The organism is Nostoc sp. (genome assembly GCF_036918015.1).
Classification (GTDB): Bacteria; Cyanobacteriota; Cyanobacteriia; order Cyanobacteriales; family Nostocaceae; genus Nostoc.
Window position 1 is genome coordinate 108463 of record NZ_JBALEO010000085.1, and the last position, 20010, is coordinate 128472.

Annotated in this window: 23 protein-coding genes; 11 read left to right on the forward strand and 12 right to left on the reverse strand. The window is 41.2% G+C overall.

Features of this window, described 5'->3' with window-relative positions; translation table 11 throughout:
* Positions 1–164: 164 nt before the first annotated feature.
* Both crtO and V7K61_RS25925 read right to left on the reverse strand, forming a co-directional pair.
* Positions 165–1859, reverse strand: coding sequence for a beta-carotene ketolase CrtO (crtO, locus tag V7K61_RS25920; RefSeq protein ID WP_335057826.1), 1695 nt, complete (start codon positions 1857–1859; stop codon positions 165–167).
* 104 nt (positions 1860–1963) lie between these two features.
* Positions 1964–2725 carry an LmeA family phospholipid-binding protein gene (locus V7K61_RS25925; protein WP_335057828.1) on the reverse strand — a complete coding sequence of 254 codons (762 nt, stop codon included), beginning with the start codon at positions 2723–2725 and terminating at the stop codon, positions 1964–1966.
* A 472-nt stretch (positions 2726–3197) separates the two neighbouring features.
* On the opposite strand from V7K61_RS25925, the gene V7K61_RS25930 reads away from it, so the two are divergent.
* The 3 genes from V7K61_RS25930 to V7K61_RS25940 all read left to right on the forward strand — a co-directional run bounded on the left by V7K61_RS25930 (position 3198) and on the right by V7K61_RS25940 (position 7482).
* Entirely contained in the window at positions 3198–5411 is a 2214-nt protein-coding gene (locus tag V7K61_RS25930; RefSeq protein ID WP_335057830.1) for a phosphoketolase, read from the forward strand.
* A 367-nt stretch (positions 5412–5778) separates the two neighbouring features.
* Entirely contained in the window at positions 5779–5979 is a 201-nt protein-coding gene (locus V7K61_RS25935; RefSeq protein ID WP_335057832.1) for a hypothetical protein, read from the forward strand.
* A 174-nt stretch (positions 5980–6153) separates the two neighbouring features.
* Positions 6154–7482, forward strand: a complete 1329-nt coding sequence (locus V7K61_RS25940) for a GIY-YIG nuclease family protein (protein ID WP_335057834.1) — start codon at positions 6154–6156, stop codon at positions 7480–7482.
* A gap of 2 nt (positions 7483–7484) precedes the next feature.
* Here the strand turns inward: V7K61_RS25940 and V7K61_RS25945 are convergent, their stop codons facing one another.
* Positions 7485–7718, reverse strand: coding sequence for a DUF4926 domain-containing protein (locus V7K61_RS25945; RefSeq protein ID WP_335057836.1), 234 nt, complete (start codon positions 7716–7718; stop codon positions 7485–7487).
* A complete protein-coding gene (locus V7K61_RS25950) occupies positions 7715–8062 on the reverse strand; it encodes a DUF6883 domain-containing protein (protein ID WP_292848361.1) in 348 nt (115 codons plus the stop codon). The genes V7K61_RS25945 and V7K61_RS25950 overlap by 4 nt, the downstream gene beginning before the upstream one ends.
* Positions 8063–8184: 122 nt before the next feature.
* On the opposite strand from V7K61_RS25950, the gene V7K61_RS25955 reads away from it, so the two are divergent.
* Genes V7K61_RS25955 through V7K61_RS25970 form a run of 4 tightly spaced genes read left to right on the forward strand, consistent with a single transcriptional unit; the run spans position 8185 to position 9595 of the window.
* Entirely contained in the window at positions 8185–8448 is a 264-nt protein-coding gene (locus V7K61_RS25955; protein WP_323202438.1) for a type II toxin-antitoxin system ParD family antitoxin, read from the forward strand.
* Positions 8449–8453: 5 nt separating this feature from the next.
* Positions 8454–8777, forward strand: a complete 324-nt coding sequence (locus V7K61_RS25960; RefSeq protein WP_335057840.1) for a type II toxin-antitoxin system RelE/ParE family toxin — start codon at positions 8454–8456, stop codon at positions 8775–8777.
* 60 nt (positions 8778–8837) lie between these two features.
* Positions 8838–9197, forward strand: a complete 360-nt coding sequence (locus tag V7K61_RS25965) for a hypothetical protein (protein ID WP_335057842.1) — start codon at positions 8838–8840, stop codon at positions 9195–9197.
* Complete coding sequence (locus V7K61_RS25970; RefSeq protein ID WP_335057843.1) at positions 9194–9595, forward strand: type II toxin-antitoxin system VapC family toxin; 402 nt, start codon at positions 9194–9196, stop codon at positions 9593–9595. The genes V7K61_RS25965 and V7K61_RS25970 overlap by 4 nt, the downstream gene beginning before the upstream one ends.
* 16 nt (positions 9596–9611) lie before the next feature.
* Here the strand turns inward: V7K61_RS25970 and aroH are convergent, their stop codons facing one another.
* The 3 genes from aroH to V7K61_RS25985 all read right to left on the reverse strand — a co-directional run bounded on the left by aroH (position 9612) and on the right by V7K61_RS25985 (position 11790).
* On the reverse strand, positions 9612–10025 hold the full coding sequence (gene aroH, locus V7K61_RS25975) for a chorismate mutase (protein ID WP_292735923.1): 414 nt from the start codon (positions 10023–10025) through the stop codon (positions 9612–9614).
* 102 nt (positions 10026–10127) lie between these two features.
* Positions 10128–10949, reverse strand: a complete 822-nt coding sequence (sppA, locus tag V7K61_RS25980) for a signal peptide peptidase SppA (RefSeq protein WP_292735920.1) — start codon at positions 10947–10949, stop codon at positions 10128–10130.
* Between the two features lie 544 nt (positions 10950–11493).
* Positions 11494–11790: a hypothetical protein gene (locus tag V7K61_RS25985; RefSeq protein WP_335057846.1), complete on the reverse strand. Its 297-nt coding sequence runs from the start codon at positions 11788–11790 to the stop codon at positions 11494–11496.
* Positions 11791–12287: 497 nt separating this feature from the next.
* Between V7K61_RS25985 and V7K61_RS25990 the strand changes: the two genes are divergently transcribed.
* The 4 genes from V7K61_RS25990 to plsY all read left to right on the forward strand — a co-directional run bounded on the left by V7K61_RS25990 (position 12288) and on the right by plsY (position 15911).
* Positions 12288–13082, forward strand: coding sequence for an MlaE family lipid ABC transporter permease subunit (locus V7K61_RS25990; protein ID WP_335057847.1), 795 nt, complete (start codon positions 12288–12290; stop codon positions 13080–13082).
* 133 nt (positions 13083–13215) lie between these two features.
* The gene (locus V7K61_RS25995) at positions 13216–13602 is read left to right on the forward strand and encodes a DUF3119 family protein (protein WP_335057849.1); all 387 of its coding nucleotides are present in this window, start codon (positions 13216–13218) and stop codon (positions 13600–13602) included.
* A 136-nt stretch (positions 13603–13738) separates the two neighbouring features.
* Positions 13739–15013: a DUF3086 domain-containing protein gene (locus V7K61_RS26000; RefSeq protein ID WP_335057851.1), complete on the forward strand. Its 1275-nt coding sequence runs from the start codon at positions 13739–13741 to the stop codon at positions 15011–15013.
* 217 nt (positions 15014–15230) lie between these two features.
* Entirely contained in the window at positions 15231–15911 is a 681-nt protein-coding gene (gene plsY, locus V7K61_RS26005; protein WP_335057853.1) for a glycerol-3-phosphate 1-O-acyltransferase PlsY, read from the forward strand.
* A 198-nt stretch (positions 15912–16109) separates the two neighbouring features.
* On the opposite strand, the gene V7K61_RS26010 is transcribed toward plsY, so the two are convergent.
* The 5 genes from V7K61_RS26010 to V7K61_RS26030 form a co-directional block, all read right to left on the reverse strand.
* Positions 16110–16367, reverse strand: a complete 258-nt coding sequence (locus V7K61_RS26010; protein ID WP_335057855.1) for a hypothetical protein — start codon at positions 16365–16367, stop codon at positions 16110–16112.
* Positions 16368–16451: 84 nt separating this feature from the next.
* Entirely contained in the window at positions 16452–16670 is a 219-nt protein-coding gene (locus V7K61_RS26015; RefSeq protein WP_094350677.1) for a hypothetical protein, read from the reverse strand.
* A 351-nt stretch (positions 16671–17021) separates the two neighbouring features.
* On the reverse strand, positions 17022–17594 hold the full coding sequence (locus V7K61_RS26020) for a hypothetical protein (protein ID WP_335057858.1): 573 nt from the start codon (positions 17592–17594) through the stop codon (positions 17022–17024).
* Between the two features lie 37 nt (positions 17595–17631).
* A complete protein-coding gene (locus V7K61_RS26025) occupies positions 17632–19296 on the reverse strand; it encodes a hypothetical protein (protein WP_335057860.1) in 1665 nt (554 codons plus the stop codon).
* An 8-nt stretch (positions 19297–19304) separates the two neighbouring features.
* On the reverse strand, positions 19305–19997 hold the full coding sequence (locus tag V7K61_RS26030) for a hypothetical protein (RefSeq protein ID WP_335057862.1): 693 nt from the start codon (positions 19995–19997) through the stop codon (positions 19305–19307).
* Between the last annotated feature and the right edge of the window lie 13 nt (positions 19998–20010).

Here is a 20010-nt window from a genome sequence, read left to right on the forward strand (position 1 = left end):
AAATAAAGACGCGATTTATCGCGTCTCTACATGAGGGTTTTGGGTTTATAGCGGTTCTCAGTTGATTGAGGTATAAGAACCCCACCCCCAACCCCCTCCCCGCAAGCGAGGAGGGGGCTATGGTGTACCTCATTTGATTAGGAAACGCTATATCTGTGCAAGGCTTAATTAATGCCAAACACTGACTCGACAGTGGACTTAATCGAATCCCGCGCATCCTTCAAAGTTTGGCTAATGGGATGTTTTGCCTGCAAAAATGCCCGCGCACAATTGCGTCCCGGCATTCCCGAAATCGAACCACCTGGATGAGTCCCTGCACCAGTCAAAAATAAATTATCAATTGGCGTTTTGTAGTTGGCTATTTCTGGCAAGGGACGGAAAAATATCATCTGATCTAAAGTCATGTCAACATGATAATAATTCCCTTTGTACGCACCTAATCTTTCTCCTAGTTCTGCTGGACTTTCTACCCGGCGAGCGATAGTTGCATTTTTGACATTGGGTGCATAGTCTGCCAATTTATCAATCACTCGATCTGCAACTTTGTTTTTCAATTCATCCGTCCAACCAGTACCTTTTAAACCAGTACCTTCTGCACCAGCAATTTGATAAGGGGCAAAAAACTCAATCCATAGGGTGTGTTTACCTGGTGGTGCTAATGTAGGATCTAAATAACTAGGCATCACCAAATACATTGAGGGGTCAGCATCAGGAATTTCTCCCAAAGTGCATTTACTATGAGCCTGTTCTACATGAGCCACAGAATCAGCAATCAAGATAGAACCAATGAGATATTCATCTTTATGAGCGTGGTGTGGAAAGTGCAGTGGTTCGTCTAAAGCTAAATCTATTTTGAGGATGGTTTCGTTATTGTTAACGATGCGGCGTTCTAATCTTTCCCATAAATCTGGGTCGGCTGCGTTAACATCGCTTTTATCTGTCATTTGTAAGAACAACCGCTTGGCATCAATATTAGAAATAACCCCGTGTTTAGCGCGATATTCTTTCCCACCACCAACCCGCACACCTACAGCTTTGCCATCATCAATTAAAACTTTTTCAACGTGCTGATCTGTGAGAATAACGCCACCTTTACTTGTGACTAAATTCACCAAAGCTTGTACAAGTGCGCCAGTTCCACCGCGAGGTCTGGCCATCCCCGGATTGTGACGCATTGCCATCATAATTGCACCAATAGCAAGGGTTTTTTGTGATGGCGGCGCACCCAATTCTGATGCTAGTCTGGCTAGCGGCGCTTTTAGAAATTCTTCATCAAACCACTCGTTAAGTAAATCTTCCGCGCTGGTTAACATTGTGCGAATGAAGTCCAGCGTTTTGTTAGGGGAACCAATAACCGAAAATAAATCTTTCAGTTTTGTAATGTCGTAGTTACCAAGGATATCTATAATTGACTTTGGCGGTGCATTAAACATGGGAATCATTGCACCAAGCGATCGCTGCCAAAAGTCTACAAATTCTGCATATTTTTTGGCATCACGTTCGTTGTAACGAGCGATTTCTGCACAAGTCTTTTCCACTGACTTATGTCCTAAAAAATACTTACCATCAGAATGAGGACAGAAAACAACTGGATCGCACTCCAAATAATGCAGTCCGTATTTTTCGAGTTCTAATTCTTCAACAACTGGCCCTAAGTGAATAAATTCATGGTCAATAGCACACAAATTGAATTTAAATCCAGGAGCTTCTTGAGGTAAGCATTCTTCAGTTGTGGCTGCGCCACCTGGTACAGAACGCTTTTCTAGTAACAGAACGCTATAACCAGCTTTTAGCAAATAAGCTGCACAAACTAGCCCATTATGTCCAGCACCGATTAGGACAACATCATACTCTTGCATAGTTGGAATTTAGAAATAATCAGTAACTTTCCAAATTTTAGAAAATTTTTATTACATTGACATCATCCCTCAGTAACAAAATTTATCTTTAACTAGTGTCAATCCTACGAAGGAGAGATTAAACTTGATGATGAGGGTATTTGTTTTACCTGAGCTTCTAACATAAGTATTAGAGTACCTTTTTGCACTTCTATATCTTTGATAGAAAACGATATATCCTCCCATTTAAAAGATGGTATGTTCATCAGTTCTTTAGCTTTCTGCATGAATGCTGTAATTAATTCTATGGAAATCCCCTCTCCCTCAGTGCAGTTAAAACCCTCTAGCATCGCGGGTTGTGAATTAGTGCGTGGACGAGCGATCGCAGTGTAAGCTAAAGGGCGAGTATTTCCCATTTCCTTTAACAACACCTTTCCCCTAGATTCTATTTTGCCATTACCAAGTAAAAATACTTGAATTTCCTCTGGCTCAAAACTGACAATTTCCCCATCTACATTCAACTCAAAGTTTTGCATCTGGCTACGAATAAACTCTGAGGTTAAGGCGCGGTTAATATCTACTTCTGTGAGTAGAACCCGAATAATAGTATTTACTGGCTCATTAAGTTCTATTTGACCAAAAAGAGCGCTAAAGGGATTGATGGCTATACTATCTGTTTGCAGTTTTATTTCTTGTATGCGGATGTCTTCTTTAATAACTAATCCTTGACCTGCAACTGAAACCCCATCCGACTGTCCCTGAAGTATTTTTAACAGATCGGTTTTTACATCTATTTCTATTTGTTCTACTTCATCTAGCCGATCGGATATTTGTTTTTCAGCTTCTTGGGATAGAAATTTTTCTTCTAACCGATGCTCATCAGGCATGAATTATTAATTCTCCTAAATGTCCTCTTATTCGTAACTGTAAAGGCTAATTCTGGAGAGTAAATCTATATTGGGGTATATGTAATTTGTGATTTAATTTATAAATAGGGCTGCAATATTAAAGCAGCGATCGCAATTCTTCTCTCCTCTATCTCGTTTCCATGAAGAGCGTGGGAATGCCCTCATTGAGGCTCTGCCTGCGGTCTGGCATTGAGTCAGAGAGTCAATGAATGCATTCCCAGTCGGAGACTGGGAACGAGGATGGGGTTTTCCGCGATTTCTGATAAATTTTTTCGCTACTTAATACTTTTTTGCTACTTAAGCTAATTGAAATTTTAGTCGCATAACCATTTAAAGTACTTATTCTAACGTTGCAAAAAAGCAATAAACTGTTACAACCTCGAAGATGTAAAATTTTGGTTAAATTCAACGAGCATCTACAGTTTCACCTCATCGTCAAAAGGTACTCAGCATGACTGCAATCTCCGCAAAGGCATCTTCAGCGCTTCCCAATTTTTCTGAAGGGATTCAATATTTTGGTGAAGCTTTACCAGATTTTGAAACTTATGGTGCAACTCCTGCTATAGAGTCGGGCAAAATTGCGATCGCATCCACCACAGACAAAGCAGCTGTATATCAAACTTTACTTGCTGCTGATGCCTTACGCTACCTAACCTTACAAGTTACTGCTAGTAAGGCTTCTGGGCATCCCGGCGGATTCGCCAGTCAAGCAGAAGCTTACGCATCTCTTGTCATGCTGGGATACAAGAACATTATTACCGAAGTCGGACACCACGCCCCCGGATTTTATAGTGCCATGTTCTTGGATCGTTCGCTAGAGGACATGGGAATTTTTACAGTTCAACAATTGCGCGATCGCTTCCGAGAAAAGCACGGATTATTAGGACACCTTTCTGGTTTTATTCCTGGTATTCTCGCACCTGCGGGGCCATTAGGACAAGGGCAACACTTTGCAATGGCGGCTGCACTGTTGCACAAAGATAAATTGTTCCCCTTTACAGTTGGGGATGGTGGATTAGGTGAGCCTTATATTGTCAGTGCGATCGCGCATTTCCATACTGCTTATCCTGCTGTCACCAACTTCTTACCGGTGTTGGTGTGGAACGGTTACAGCCAAGAACATCACAGCATGGTTTCCCTTAAAACCAACGAACAGATGCAAGCATATTGGCAAGGTAACGGTTTTGATGAAGTGGTGTTAGTGGATGCCAAAGATTTCGACGATCAAAACCAGCCAGGGGATTACGTTGATAGTACCGCCTTTTCTTTTGATAAACGCCTAGAATTCACTCAAGCAGTACTTTCGGGTGTAGATAAAGCAGCGCGTTTTGCACTCGGCGGAAAACTTACCGTCTTCATTATTAAACAACTCAAAGGTGCAGGAGTCCACGCGCGGGGTGCAAAATCTCACAACTTGTATCCTAAAGATACGTTGGATGCGCCACATATTATTAGTGCATTGCAAACCCGCGCTTTGTCTGCGGAAGCTTGGCAATTAGTCAGAACAAATGCCGAACGCGCTGGTGGTGGCCCAGCCGCAAAAACTGTAGTGACAGAATTTGAATTGCCATTACCAGAATTAGGCGAATTACCTTTAGAAGAATATGCAGTTGGTGGCGAACCAAAAGTTTCCACAACCGCGATGGGACGATTGGTAGGAATTGTAGGAAATAAAGACCGGAATTTCCTTGTCACCAACGCCGATGGTAACGAAGCATCAGGAATTGCTAACATCAACCAAGCATTAAAGATTATCCACCCCACAACCGACGACTTATATTTCCAAGCACCAAATGGACAAGTTTATGAGCCATTGAGTGAAGATGCTTGTGCCGGTTTAGCTGCGGGTTTGGCGTTAATGGGTGCGAGAACTTTGTGGTGTTCTTACGAATCTTTTGCCATCAATGGATTACCAATTTGGCAAACTGTTACCCAAGCAATGGCAGAATTACGCCGTCAAACTCCCTCGACTATTACTTTATTCACAGCAGGTGCATTAGAGCAAGGGCGCAACGGTTGGACTCACCAACGTCCAGAAATTGAAGCTTACTTTGCTTCGTTGATGCGAAATGGAAATGTTTTCCCTTTATTTCCGCCTGATGCTAATAGTATTCAAGCTTGTTATGATTGGGCGTTGAAAACTAAGAATAAGGGAATTGTGATTACAGCAAGTAAATCGCCATTGCCAATTCGCACAACTTTAGAACAAACTCGTCAAGGGTTGCGCGATGGTGCAGTGTTATTACATGAAGTTGCTGGTGATAGACAAGTTGTATTTGCTGTGATTGGCGATTTAACATTAATGCCAGTATTTGAAGCTGCTGCTTTCTTAGAAACTGAAGGTATTGGTGCGAAGATAGTTTCTGTTATCAATCCTCGGCAATTGTACCGTAGCCATGATACTGCTTGGGATACTTGTTCTGAACCCGAAGGCGGTTTCTTGGATGATGCGAAATTTGCCGAATTATTTGATGGCGATGCGCTAATTGCTGTTACTGGTGGCGCTGCGGGGATGCTAGAACCAATTTTGTTACGGAGTACAGCCAAGCGCGATACTTTTGCGTGGAAGCGTGGGGAAACTACAGCGAGTGCTGGCGAGTTGATGGCGTTTAATGGATTGACTGCGGAAGCGTTAACAAAACGTGCGATCGCGTTAGTCCATTAAATGATGTTGCATAAATGCGGGATGATTTTATTGAATTTTCCTTTGCGTTTCATCCCTAGATTCAGCAACGCCCATTAAATATAGCGGTTCTCGCGTGGATACAATACACTCTGACCTCTCTCCAAACCTCTCTCCTAAAAGGAGAGAGGCTTTGAGTCTTGCTCCCCTTCCCTTGTAGGGAAGGGGCTGGGGGTTAGGTCTGTATTGGACTCAACCGAGAAGCGCTATAAAGCTGGAATTGTTTCTACTTTTATCGCATTTATACGTATAGAAACGCTGAAATTGCGTCGGAATGCGTATACTTGCGTTTTTTTATTGAAGAGAACTTAGCAGACAGGAAAAATGGGAGTAGATTTGCTGAAATTCTTTGACAAAAGCTGGTTTTGGAGTTGCAAAAGCTAGTTTTGAAGTCGCAAAAGCTAGTTTTGAAGTCGCAAAAGCTGGTTTTGAAGTCGCAAAAGCTAGTTTTGGAGTCAGAAACTTAGTTTACAAGTTGCAAAACTTGATTTTTAAGCTAGGACGATGGGTGATATTTTTATCTGGAAGCGTGCGCGATGTGGAGACTTGAGAAAAAGTGCGATCGGGTTAGTGCATTAAGAATTTTCAAACCGCAGATGTACGCAGTTAAACGTGGATCATTTTGTGTTTATTTGCGTATATTTGCGGTTTTTATTATATAGCTTTTGATGTTTCTATAAAGCATAATTCAAAATATATATCTTTTATTTATGGGTATCTAATTTTGTTAGAAAAAATCAATATATTTGAATTACCATCAGTTTTATTGTTGGACAAAGATCGTCTTCCTAATTGTGCAGCTATCTACTTTGTCTTTGACAGTAAAGGTCAGATTATTTATGTAGGTAGAACTATTAATTTAGTTGAAAGATGGAAAGCACATCATAGATTTAATCAGCTAAAAAGATTTAATCGCAAAAATACTCTTAGTATTAGTTGGTTGACTTGTAGTAGTGATATAGAAAATCTATCAAATCTCGAAAATGAGTTTATAAAGTTATATAAACCACCCCTTAATTGGTCTAAAGTAGTAGTACCAATTAGAAAAATAACTCCAGCCGAAACGGCTTTGCAGCAAAGTCTTCAGCAGTTAGCCAAGTTCAATGTTATGATAGTTGGCTTTGATCCAATATCAGATGAAGAACCACCAACAATATATTTAGTATATCCTGTTTATGGGATGAAAGGATTATCTGGAAGTATTAGAACTGCATTAAAAAACATTAACAAAAAGGCTAGTTCATTAAAATGGAAAGAATACAAAACTTATCCTAAATCTTACGGTAAATTCGGGTTATGGGAGACTGAATACAACGGTTTAAGAATAGATTTATCTCCATTTGATAGTTTAGTTCCCTTCATGGAACACTCAAACCGTCAGACTCTAGCTGGAATAGAACTTATGGCATTTAGTAGAGAACAGCTAGAATTAATTTTAGATAAAAAAGAAGAAAATGATGAGAATACATCAGGTTTAGAAGCATTAGAAGATGATCCTATTCCAGTAGAAAATATTTATAAAAATCAACGTTTAAATAGTAATTATAAAAACATAGTTGAAGTTGAACCTTGGGAGGAATTAGAACCAATGGCTGAAGGTGAAGTTAGAATAATGACTCGTCAGTTTGTTTATGTGGATGATATAGAAATAGAAGTATGCACTAACGACAATGGAAAGCATTTTGTTAGACACAATGTTTACTGGTGGATAATGCACAATCAGAAAAATCCTAGTTTTGAGTATAATAGAATAATAGAAAATTCCAAACATTCAGTTGATAGACTACCTACTATCAGGTGGTCTGGTTATAAATTTAGATTTGAGATGATTAGGTTTAGTGAAGATGATGTAGAAGTTGAGAGTATACTATTTCCACTAGCTATGTTTGAAGACCTCATGAAAGATAAGTCAAGGTTTAATAGTCAAGTTCTAGAACAAATTTTAAAAGGTGAGTATAAATCAACTGACTATGATAGGGGAAGTATAAAACTATTTGTATGGCTACAATCTAATTCTATATCTTCGCTCCTTCAAACCAACAACAATAAGTAGGTTTATTTGAGAAAACCCAACAATCGTGATCGCGCAATTTCTCTTCTACCGATTGGACGTACTTGTATGCTGTAGAGTGAAACAATTGCCACAGTTTCCCCATCTAATGTGACAAATTCAACCTCATATCCTTTGCCACCCTGATGTACTAAAACAACTGTACCTATATCCCCCTCTTCTAAACTATATTCTGGTATATCACTAGTCAGAATAACCCTATCAAGTTCTTGAATCATTCTTCTCTCCGTTTCAGTGGGTATGAAGTAACAAACTTAGGAATAGTTTCCCCTGTTTCAATAAACCAAGCAGAAAGAACCACAGGATTTCTGCCATCTGGTGAAAGCAGTGTACCTTCTACAGCATATCGAGTTCCGAATGGTGAATCTTCAATCTTTGTAACATCGTTATCAGCAACATGATTTAGTAATGCCTGAGCAAAAGTTTCCCAATCCTCTATTGAAAAACCAAACGCAGTGAAAAACTTTTCCTTGCTGCGTCCATCGGGGTGAGTTGGCGACAACAGATACTCAGTGATTTTTCGCTGTGGCACAACTGCGAGTTCATAATTCGGCAGTTTCAATCCGTTTTTCCTACCTTCTTATCTTTACTTTATCGCCTTTCTGAGCGTTATAGAAAGGCTTGATGCCATAAAATGGCAAAAACTGCCATAATGTAGAAAAACAGATTCAAAAACTAACACTTGTGAAAAGTATAAATATTTCCTTACCTGACACCATGCGAACTTATATAGAAGAACAGGTAGCTCAAGGTGGTTACAGCAGTGTCAGTGAATATTTTCGTGAATTAGTGCGACAAGACCAAAAACAGAGAGCTAAAGAACGTCTAGAAACAATGCTTCTGGAGGGATTAAACTCTGGGAATGCAACAGAAATGACTGTTCAAGATTGGGAAGATATCCGTCAAACAATCCGAGAAAGAATGAACAAACATCAAGATGCAATTTAGCCGTGATGTTTGAAATAAAAAAAAGACCTCAAGTTATCCGGGACTTAATAGACTTAGCAACGTACATAGCACAAGATAACTTAGATGTTTCAGACCGCTTTTTAACAGCAGCCGAAGCAACATTTAAACAATTAGCAAAAACCCCAGCTATTGGTAAACAATGTCAGTTTATCCATCCCAATCTAGCAGAAATTAGACAAGTATCTATCAAAGGATTTCAAAAATATCTCATCTTTTACCGCATCACTGAATCAGCAATTGATATTCTCCGAGTCATTCATGGTGCAAGAGACATTGAATTAATCTTTGATGAAGACTTAGAACTATAGCCTATTCTGCAAATCATCAATTTTTTTCATGTAGTTAAGATTTTAAACAAGGATGGAACCATGACTAATACTCAAAAGATGGTTCGCTTAAACTTAGATTTGTCACCTGAACTAAATCAGATATTAGAGGAACTAGCAAATAAAATAGGCACGAGTAAAAGTGATGTTCTGCGTCAGGCGATAACCTTGATGCAAATTATGGTTATAGCTAAAGAGGAAACCAAAAAATTAGGAGTTACAGAAGCAAATCAATTGATAGTGAATGAAATAATTCTCTCATCTGAGCAGCAGCCAAAACCCCATACATCAGAAGCTTTTTTAGAAACCTTTGGAACTTGGGAAGACACACGCACCGCAGAAGAAATTGTTGATGAAATATATTCAAGTCGTACTATAAGCGATAGCAATTACAGCTTGTGAACTATTTACTCGACACTGATACGTGTATTTATTGGCTTAATGGTCGTCAGTCAGTCAGAGATAAATTATTAGCCGTCGGATGGGATGAAGTATGCATTTGTGTCATCACTGCTGCTGAATTGTATTATGGTGCATACAATTCTAATCGAGTTTCAGAAAACTTAAGTAATGCAGAAGAATTTATTCAAAACTTACCCGTTCTACCTTTAACCGATCCTGCCCTTAGAAAGTATGGTGAATTAAAGGCAGAACTCCGTAGAGTTGGACAAACTATTGCTGAATTTGATTTACTAATTGCTAGTGTTGCAGTTGTAGAAAATTACACTTTAGTAACAAACAATATTCGTCACTACAGCCGCATTTCTAATGTGCAGTTGGAAAACTGGATTTCATCTTAAAAAATATTAAGTATTCTTACACTTTTGACTTAACTGCTTGCTGTGATGCCTGTAAAGTCTGAGGCAAACTCCAGTCGGGACGCAAGCTAGCGGCGTTGCGTAAATAAATATGATGAATTGAGGCGGAGGCTGGCAGATAGGCGTGGATTAAGAAGCGAATGCAGCGCTGTAAGCTGCCTTCGACGTGCATTTGCTGCACATCCAACATAGCCACATTATCCCAACCAGGACGCGCTCTTGCGATCGCAGCTGGAAAAACTGCATCCAAATCGCGTGTCACTGAAAAAGTCACACTAATAATGTCCTTTGGCTGGAATTGATTCCGGTTTTCCAGTTCATTTAGTAGTTCTGTAACTACCTCTTGGATTGTCTCAACAGTATTTTCTGAAGCGGTTGTTGCTCCGCGAATAGCCCGCATTTGCCAGTCCACGCCAAAATCCTCCTTAAAACACAAAGGTGAGGAGTTAGGAGTTGAGAATGAGAAGTTAAGACTGTTAACTCATAACTCCTCACTCATAACTCCTAACTCATATTAGGGTCGATATAACCACAGAGGTAAACCACTAGTAGACATTTCAAATTCGAGCCAATCAATACCGGCCCCAATTCCTGATGAAAATTGACGACTCCCTGGTATAAAGCGACTCAATAAAGGTTTACGCTCTTCTAGGGTATAGCAGAGAGTTTTTTCTGGATCGAGACCAACCAGTTCTGCTGTCCAACGACGGGCATCTTCTTCTGTGCCCAGGCGGTCTACAACACCCAAAGCTAGGGCTTGCTGTCCAGTAAAAATCCGACCATCGGCGAAACTTTTCACAGCTTCTACCGTTAAAGAACGTCCATCAGCTACCGTTTGGACAAACTGCTGATAACTTGTGTCAATCAACTCTTGCAGGATGTGTTCTTCTGGTTCGGTCAGTTGCCGATCGAAAGCCAAAATGTCTTTGTAAGGGCCAGACTTAATTACCTGGAAGGAAACGCCGATTTTTTCTAGCAAGCGTTCCAAGTTATTCCCACGCAAAATCACACCAATACTACCCGTAATCGTACCTGGGTTGGCAACGATGTATTCGGCTCCCACGCCGATGTAGACTCCTCCAGAAGCCGAAATATTGCCAAAGCTAGCAACTATTTTGATTTTCTCGCGCAAACGCTTCAGGGCACTGTAGATTTCTTGAGAATCTCCGACTGTACCGCCAGGGCTATCGATACGTAGCAATAATGCCGGAAACTTTTTTTCTTCTACAGTTTTCAGAGCTTCTAGGACGCGTTTGCGAGTAGCACTACCGATCGCACCAGTAATTTCAATCCGCGCAATTTGTTTTTTAAACTTGGGCTTAAACGGCCAAACCATGAGCTGTCAACATACCTCGTAATAAATTCAATATAAGATCCCCGACGGTCAGACGACCTGCTTTCCTCTGTTAAGAAACATGAGTAGGCATTGCGATCGTCAGAATTTTAAGGAAATTTTTATATTTTTCAGTGAGTTTTATTTGATATTCTCGATTAATACTAATCAAATCCTCAAAGATTGCAGCTAGCATAAAATGCCAAACTCTAGTTTAGCGTTAACCTGATGATTTAGAAAGACTATTTTAGCTATTTTGTAAAATTAAAAGCTCTCAATGCCTTGTTATTCTGGCTTTTTGAATATTTGAGGACTGGTTTTACTCGCGATCGCACACGTTTACTAGTTGTCAGTAATTAATCACTAATAACTAATGAATATAGAAATATTTAATCAATTACTTCGACACTCAATTTAATTAATACAAATTCATTCAGCAACACTAATCTCTATTTAGGTTAAGACTAGTAGTACTTTCACTCCGGGAAATATCACTTTTTCCTGTCTTCTACAGCCCAATAATCTCCTGATGAAGCGATTCCACTACTCAAGGATCTATACGTAGAATTTGATACCGATAATATACGAACATATCAAACAGTGCGCCAACGAAACTAAAGGTCAAGCTAATTACAAATAATCCGCGTAGGGGAGTTCCACTACCGAAGGTGGCGAGAAAATGCATAATCTGAGTTGCGATCGCCTCGCTTAACTCTTGTAAGCCAGGGATGTTACCGATGAGGGATAGAAAAAGGAATCCGCCGCCAACGAGGAACATGGGAACGACAAAACTAAAAATGATTGTGAGTAATAGGGAGCGGAGAAAGTTAGTAAAAATAGTCATTTAAGACAAACTCCGTGAGTAGAGATGACAAAAGCAAGATAGCGGTTTGTCATTTTCTACAATACGAGCGATCGCCCCAGAGCAGCGAATCTGTCAAAAATCTTAAGTTTTCATTAAAATAAACGGGTAGCAGTTACAGCCTATGCTGGGGATATATAAAGAGATTTAAATCTACAAAAGCCTTGCACAATAGACATTATAGCCAAGTGTACTACTTATTTATTGCTTTGCAACACGTTTAAGAACAGCTTCATTTTCTGAGAACATCTTTAATCTAAGTTAATATTCAGCCGTCTTGAGGGAGTAGGGAGATGAGGGCAGAGGGGCAGAGGGGCAGGGGAGCAGAGGGGCAGGGGAGCAGAGGGGAGAAAAGTTTAGAAATTGCAACAAGTCTTTCCCCTTGTCCCCTTGTCTCCTTGTCCTCTTCACCATTCCCCATTCCCCATTCCCATGACTTCCGCTATTCTTAAGGCAGTTACCGAGTTAGCTACAGAACATTGAACCAGACTACATCCAAATCCAGTTTAGGGGAATGGAGTCAGCGTTTGCTGGCGGCGATTTTTCTGGGTGGGCAAGTACTAGTTCACCTATTGAGAGGCAAAATCCATCGGCGTAACACCTTAGAACAAATGGCAGCAGTTGGGCCAGATTCCTTATTTATTGCCCTATTGACGGCTATTTTCGTTGGTGCGGTGTTTACCATTCAGGTGGCGCGGGAATTTATCAACTTTGGCGCCGGAAACATTATCGGCGGAGTGCTTTCTATAGCGTTGACACGAGAACTCTCTCCTGTGTTGACAGCAGTGGTTTTGGCGGGACGAGTCGGTTCTGCCTTTGCAGCAGAAATCGGTACCATGCGAGTCTCAGAGCAAATCGATGCCATGTTGATGTTAAAAACAGATCCAATCGATTATCTAGTTATTCCCCGCGTTATTGCTTGCTGTTTAATGTTACCAATTTTAACCCTCCTGTCTTTGATAACGGGGATGTTCGGAGGATTCATCATTGCGACAAATGTCTACAACCTATCTGATACAGTATTTCTAGACTCAGCCCGTAACTTTCTTGGTATCTGGGATATTCTAAGCGCCATGATTAAGGCGTGTTGTTTTGGCATTTTAATCGCTGTAATTGGTTGCAGTTGGGGGTTGACGACAACAGGAGGTGCTAAAGGTGTAGGACAGTCAACTACAACTGCTGTTGTGACTGCCTTGCTGATTATATTTGTGAGCAACTTCTTTCTTTCTTGGTTAATGTTTCAGGGGACTGGTAGTGCATTCGTAGGGCTATAGAAGTTAGGAGTGAGGAGTTATGAGTTATGAGTTATGAGTTAAAATTCCTCACTCTTAACTCTTAACTCTAACTTCTAACTCCTGACTCCTAAAATAGGAGAGATGCCTACTAAATAAAGCAGGATTTAAGACTGTGACCAGTTCATTTGCTTCTAACTCCACATCAACTGTGGAACTCAAGCCTAGTTACAATATACCCATAGTGTTGGTGATTGCCGCGATTCCACTACTGTTGGTACAACCTTGGGTAGGCTCCGTTTTCACGCTGTTTGGTTTGTTTCTCATGTTTCAGGCGTTAACGCTGCGTTTGCAATTTACCGCTACCGACTTAGATATTTACAGAGGCGAGAAATTGATTCGGCGCTTTCCCTACCAGGAATGGCAAAACTGGCGGATCTTTTGGAATAGAGTCCCCATTTTGTTTTACTTTAAAGAAATTAAAAGTATTCACTTTTTGCCGATTTTATTTGACGCCAACACCTTGAAAATTTGTTTAGAACAACGTTGTCCGCGTATTTAGCACTGAGTACCATCTGTGCTGAGTCGTTTTGATATAGACTCAGAACTCAGCACTCATGCTCAGGACTTTTATGGCAGGTCAATTGTAATATTTCTGAAAGCTATTTATTCGCGTCATAGGAATTACACTATTGTTTATGAACCCAGAGGCATCTCAAACCCCAGAACCAATTGATGAGCGGTTGGCAGAAAAACTAGAAGAGAACAATGCAGTTGAACATCCAGTAAATCCATCAGTTGAGTCAGAGGTAGACACAAAAGCCATTAGCTCATCAGAGGACTACACAAATTTTGAGCCACTCATTTCCAATGCAGAAGTGGTAGATTCTACAGTAGAGCTAACAGAAAATTCAAATGGCGAGTTTGTAGCACAGTTAGAGGCAGAAAATGTCGCCCTGGGATCTGAAATAGGATCGGGAAATCATTTATTATATGTAGAAGCAGAGCAACGCATAGCAGAGTTGCAGAGTGCTGAAGTAGCTCTCAAGTCAGAAATAGCCAAGCTGCAAGCTTCTTACGAAAAGCTTCAGACACAGGTGAGTGAAACTCAAACCTCACTGGGGCGACTCGTGCAAGAGTCACTAGTGCAGTTAGAACAACGCAAACAAACTCTGCAAATTTCTGTAGAACAACTAGAACGCCGACAAGAACGTATCCGCAATGAGATGCGAACCACTTTTGCTGGTGCATCCCAAGACTTGGCAATTCGGGTGCAGGGTTTTAAAGACTATCTCACAGGTAGCTTACAAGATTTGGCCTCTGCCGCCGAGCAGTTGCAACTAACGCCAAGTGTAGTGGAACGAGAAAAACCACCTGTAAAAGAGGCTAAACCAGCTGAACCCCAACCTGGAATACCCCAATTTGCCCAACAGCAGTTTCAAGATACGACAAAGCAAATTCGCCGCCTAATCGATCAATACCGCAATAAACCAGATTACTACGGCCCACCGTGGCAACTACGCCGTACCTTTGAGCCAATCCACGCTGAACGAATCTCCAACTGGTTTTTTACCCAAGGAGGACGGGGTGGTTTGCGGACAATGGGTAGCCGCTTGCAGAATATCCTAATTGCCTCAGCTGCAATTTCGATATTACACAAGCTGTATGGCGATCGCGTCCGTACTTTAGTCTTAGCTAATACACCGGAGCGATTAGGCGAATGGCGGCGTGGCTTGCAAGATTGTCTAGGAATCGGTCGCCCAGATTTCGGCCCAGACCGGGGTGTGGTATTATTTGAGGCATCTGACGCTCTCGCTCAAAAAGCAGAGCGATTGACGAAAGCCAATCAATTGCCTTTGATTATTATTGACGATTCAGAAGAACAAATCAGTTTGTCACTGCTGCAATTTCCCCTGTGGTTAGCCTTTGCTCCTGACCCCAAAACAGTGAGAAACTATGATGATGACTTTTAAATGAGTCATTGGTCACTTGTACTGAGTTTCGACTGCGCGGTAATCGAGCGAAGTCGGGATTCAACTACCGCGTAGTCGAAGTATTGGTCATTGGTCATTGGTCATTAGTCGAGAGATATTACTCTTGACTTTTTTGAATTTTGTTAGCGCAGCGTTAGCGAGTCTTCGTTCGCGCAGCGTCTCGTAGAGAGCGTCATTTTGAATTTTGAATTGTATTATGGCTATTTGGTTAACTCTGTGCGGAGCAATTGTGGTCATAGCCTACCTGCTGGGTTCTTTTCCCACTGGCTACATTGCTGTGAAACAGTTAAAAGGTATTGATATTCGGGCAGTTGGTTCCGGTTCCACTGGCGCAACTAATGTACTAAGAACCTTGGGCAAAGGGCCAGGAGCATTAGTTTTAGTACTTGATTCCTTAAAGGGAGTATTAGCGATCGCTCTAGTTTATTGGTTGTTCAACTTTGAACCAATTAAAAATTATATCCCTCAAACAGTAGATGTACAACTGTGGCAACCGTGGTTGATAACAATATCTGGGTTAGCTGCCATTCTGGGACATAGTAAATCAATTTTTTTAGGCTTTACTGGTGGTAAATCCGTTGCTATCAGCTTGGGGATTTTGTTGGCAATGAGTTGGCAGGTAGGTTTAGCAACAGCGGGTGTATTTGCCGTCGTTGTGGCGATATCGCGGATTGTCTCTTTAAGTTCAATTGCAGGTGCGATCGCAGTTTCCATTTTCATGGTACTTTTGCATCAACCTTTACCCTATATTCTGTTTGGGATTGCTGGTGGGTTATATGTGATTTTGCGTCATCGCGCTAATATTGAACGACTGTTTGCGGGAACAGAGCCAAAAATTGGGCAACCTGTAGCGACAGAACCCGAACAAACTGCATGATAGGTAATCGGGAGCCAAACTCAAAACTCTTCTCTCAGAAGAGGAGAGCTTCTTTCAATAGACTTCTTGCATAAATCAAAAAAAGAACCCCACCCCGCCTTTGACTTACGTCAAACTCTCCCCTCCCCGCCTGCAGGGAGGGGCTGGGGGTGGGGTGTTAGGGACTTTTGCAAGAGGTCTAATATTAATGTTTTAGGCTTACGAACGAACATTGCCTTTAATTAAACGGTGGAAAAGGCGGCAAGGCCACAAAAAAGCTCCACAAATACTGACTGAGGCGATGGCGGCCACAACTCGCCAACTTGAACTCGACCCAGTGTCAGACTCTGAAGGATGAGCTTGTGTGTTTTTAGCTAATTCTGGCATTGAATGAGATAGCTGACTGGCTGCACTCACCCCTTCAATCGCTGCTCCAATTAGATAAGCTACTAGGGCAATTACTAGCCAGTTATTCATAATATTCCACTGTTTCAACTCTGAGCGTATGCTTGGCAGCGAGCAATAATTTGATTCTTCGGACTAATGATTGCCGCCTTGTCCTCAAGATAATCGGCCTTCAGCCGTATCACGAATTAGGGGCAGTTTAGATTTTATATAAGTATTGAGAGTACTATCTGACTGAGCATCAAGCCCCTGCTTCGCTTTTAACTGCTGGAGAAGCAATTGTACTAAAGCAGCATCGTCAAACTGGAGCAGGGTGTTGACTTGGGTAGACTCGATTACAGCCCAAAGCTGTTGCATCATTTTCGCTGTTACCATGAGTCTGTAACCTCTTAAGCTTTTCTTTATATTTACACGGATTTAGAAATTGTGGTTAGTTTTTATCTGAAGATTTATAAAGATGTAGGCGTAAAAATTCCTGAGTCAGTTAAATCTGTTAAGTTATAGCGTTTTTCAATTGATTGAACTACAGGACTAGCCCACAGGTTATCTTAACCGTGCTATGTAAAGAAATAAAACTACCCAAAGACTTAAATCTTCCCTAACTCTTTTTTATAGTGAGGGAATTATAGCAAGGCTTGCGATCAGCCACAATGCAGACATACGTAGGCATCAACGCTTTTTGTTGAGGGGAAACTTCTGTGGCTATCGGGTAATTTTGCTAGAACTTTATTGTAAAACTCTCGCACAAGCTCCTTCCTGACCAGAAGGATCGGGAAAAATTGCTAAGGTGTGATATTCAGGATTATCTGTTTTATATATCACTCGAAAAGTATACAACTTGTTTTTACCTTGCGCTTCGGTAACAACTGTTAAAAGTGTATTGCTAGTGGGAGGAAGTCCAGGAATATCCAGTTTTTGAATTCGTCTGAGTTGAATTACATTTGCTGAGGAGTTTTTACAATCTCCTGAACTACTATTAGCTTCTTGACCAAACTGCATACATACTGGCCCATCAAAATCCATAGTTACCTGTGATGGGTCATTTAACCAAACTTTTTTAATTATTTCTCCAGCCGGAATAAAACTTAAGTTTGTTCCTTGTTGATACCAGACATCAACCGTAGGTACTAGTCCCCCTAAACCTTGTGCTTGGCAGGAAAAGATGGAACGCAGAACGGCGTTATTAGCTACGGCGCGACCTACCAAGAAGAACATAGCAACCGAGAAAATTAAGGAAGCTATAGGTAGGAAATAAGAACGTTTTGGATTATTTCCTGACAATTTAATATTCTTTTTCATGGTTGCAAATATCTAAAATTGGTATAAATATTACCCCTTAAAACTGAGTTACTTGATTAACATATATTTCAATATTTGTGCCTGCTGGCAAAAACCAAACACCACCTTGTTGAGACATTTGGGCGATCGCCTGTTGATTGCGTTGGGCAATTTGGGGTACTACAGAGTTCATACCACCTTCTGCAACCCCAGCTAAAAGGTTGCGTCTGTTCTCAGTGATAGTAGTATAACCAGTAACGTAGCCGTTGTTGCCGTTGTTGCCGTTGTTGCCGTTGTTGTCGTTCTCGATAGGATTGCCGTTAGAGTCGAGGTTGCTGAGGTTACCGCCATATAAAGGCAGAACTCTGGTATCAGGGCGATTTATTAACTCTGCTGCTTTAGCAATACCTCCCAAAACGAATAGTCCTGTATCCATCGAGGCTATAGACGAACTTTGACCGGGATATTTATTTGCTATTAAAGGTTTACCTTGAGTACCGCGAAGAATAATTGCATTGTTGGGTAAGCTTCGTTCTATAGGGTTGCCATTATTTTGCGAGATAACTTTGACTACATTCATCTGCAAAAGACCTTGTTCGGAAAGCGAACCAATTTCAGTTAGGAATTCGGTGTTTGCGGGTAGAGCGATCGTACCATCGGTAGACTTTAGTGCTTCTTTCAATCGGATCACAAATACGTTTTTCGCTTCATCTGCATCACCACCACCACCACCAGATTTATTACTAGTTTCTCCAAATATTGCTGTCGCCAACACAGCTTTGGCACTACTCCCAACTGCTACAGATTTCTGTCCCTGCGGTTGGGCTTGACTGACGGCAGCATTGTCCTGTTGTGGGGTTTGTGGGGTTTGTGAGGTTTGTTCGGGATTGGGATTTGTCGCCTCTTGCTGCGGCGGCGCATTGGTTGCAGGTTCCAAAGTAGCTATATTACTAGTAGGTTGATTGCTAGCATTAACTTGACCATAGCTACCCAATTTTGCTAGCCTTGCCCACTCTTCAAATGGGCTTGGTGGAGTTGGTGGAGTTACATTAACTACTGGTTGAGTGGGGTTCACAACTGGTGCCTGGGGTGATAGCGAAGGTTGAGAAGCAGGTACTCTAATGAAGCGCTCAACTGTCACTGTCCGAGGGACGTAAGCTGTTGGTGGGGGTGTTGGGATCACTTTTTGTCTAACTGACGGTTGTTGTAAGGCTACTGTCGGCGTTGATTTGGCAATTCTCAGCTGTTGTTGGGCAGCTCTTACCATCTGTGCTTGTTCAGTCAGAGCTAATTTCGTTTTGAGAGTATCTACTTGGGCTTCCATCTGTTGAGATATGGATTCATCAGTAGGCTGCTCTTGCACTGGTGGAGAAACAATAGTTTTTGGCTTTTGATTGCTGCTACTCATCAACTGAGACAAAAACACACCACCCACCAAAACGATCGCTAAGGTAGCAGCCCCTACCAAGCCTAACTTGGCAAAGGGATTAGATGAGAGTGCTTGCTTAGTCTGAACTTCTTGTGGTTGAGAAAGAGGCTCTGGCGGCGTTGCAGAGTCTTCCGATCCTTCGGTGTCACTAGAAGAAGATTCTTCTTCAAAGCCGACCAACCTTGACATCCGCGATTCCCAATCTACAGATTCTACTTCTGGTTGGCGATCGTCGGTAGTTAGAGTAAATCCATTTTGGGGAGGCGTTTGGGCAGGAATTGAGTATCGGGTCATGGTAGAGCCTAGTTTGGATTTCCAGAACAATTATTATCTTTAATTTCACATATATTATAAATTTCTAATCTAGCTTCCCCAAGGCGGTAAGCTGCAAACTGCGACGGTAGTGCTACATTTGGTAGTGAAGTTACAGGTCGATCTATTGCTCTAACTAAAATTTGTTTATTAAAGGAAACTGATTTACCTAATTTATCATAACTGTTAAAAATTAATTGATTGGCAAGTATATCTACTTTCCATTTTCCATTACTTATTTCTTTCGGTTGAGAAACTTTTTGGATTACTAAGACATTCTCGGCTCCTCTATTAACATTTTCAAATTGGCTATCTGGATTTAAATTAGTAATTTCTGACTTAAGTTTTTCTTTAAAATCATCAGCTACCAATTGGGAGGTAATTTCCCAGACTTGTGTTGGTGGCTGTTGTTGTGACCAAGTAAGCATTAAACTCATAGTTTCACCCACAAAGCGCCGAATCGTCTCTGGTTGCCGCTCTAAATTGGGTTGGGGGTCTACCGTTATAGAATGACCATCAACAAGTTGCACTAAACTTTGAGGTGTGAGTTGTCGACCTAACTGTTGTAACATAGACCCGTGAAATATTAGTAACAGCAAGGTAAATAGGTGTAAACCAAACGTTCCTACTGCCAAAAGGGGTAAGGGACTATTTTTCTTATTTTCTGGCTTGAGTAATTGCATTAATAATTGATCG

Excerpts from the sequence above, each read along its gene's own strand:
- V7K61_RS26025 (WP_335057860.1), bottom strand. The coding sequence starts at position 19,296 with ATGACCCGATACTCAATTCCTGCCCAAACGCCTCCCCAAAATGGATTT.
- V7K61_RS25985 (WP_335057846.1), bottom strand. The coding sequence starts at position 11,790 with ATGACTATTTTTACTAACTTTCTCCGCTCCCTATTACTCACAATCATT.
- V7K61_RS25945 (WP_335057836.1), bottom strand. The coding sequence starts at position 7,718 with ATGATTCAAGAACTTGATAGGGTTATTCTGACTAGTGATATACCAGAA.
- plsY (WP_335057853.1), top strand. The coding sequence starts at position 15,231 with ATGGCTATTTGGTTAACTCTGTGCGGAGCAATTGTGGTCATAGCCTAC.
- sppA (WP_292735920.1), bottom strand. The coding sequence starts at position 10,949 with ATGGTTTGGCCGTTTAAGCCCAAGTTTAAAAAACAAATTGCGCGGATT.
- V7K61_RS26015 (WP_094350677.1), bottom strand. The coding sequence starts at position 16,670 with ATGGTAACAGCGAAAATGATGCAACAGCTTTGGGCTGTAATCGAGTCT.
- V7K61_RS25930 (WP_335057830.1), top strand. The coding sequence starts at position 3,198 with ATGACTGCAATCTCCGCAAAGGCATCTTCAGCGCTTCCCAATTTTTCT.
- V7K61_RS25960 (WP_335057840.1), top strand. The coding sequence starts at position 8,454 with ATGTTTGAAATAAAAAAAAGACCTCAAGTTATCCGGGACTTAATAGAC.
- V7K61_RS26000 (WP_335057851.1), top strand. The coding sequence starts at position 13,739 with ATGAACCCAGAGGCATCTCAAACCCCAGAACCAATTGATGAGCGGTTG.
- V7K61_RS26010 (WP_335057855.1), bottom strand. The coding sequence starts at position 16,367 with ATGAATAACTGGCTAGTAATTGCCCTAGTAGCTTATCTAATTGGAGCA.
- crtO (WP_335057826.1), bottom strand. The coding sequence starts at position 1,859 with ATGCAAGAGTATGATGTTGTCCTAATCGGTGCTGGACATAATGGGCTA.
- V7K61_RS26030 (WP_335057862.1), bottom strand. The coding sequence starts at position 19,997 with ATGCAATTACTCAAGCCAGAAAATAAGAAAAATAGTCCCTTACCCCTT.
- V7K61_RS25965 (WP_335057842.1), top strand. The coding sequence starts at position 8,838 with ATGACTAATACTCAAAAGATGGTTCGCTTAAACTTAGATTTGTCACCT.
- V7K61_RS25925 (WP_335057828.1), bottom strand. The coding sequence starts at position 2,725 with ATGCCTGATGAGCATCGGTTAGAAGAAAAATTTCTATCCCAAGAAGCT.
- V7K61_RS26020 (WP_335057858.1), bottom strand. The coding sequence starts at position 17,594 with ATGAAAAAGAATATTAAATTGTCAGGAAATAATCCAAAACGTTCTTAT.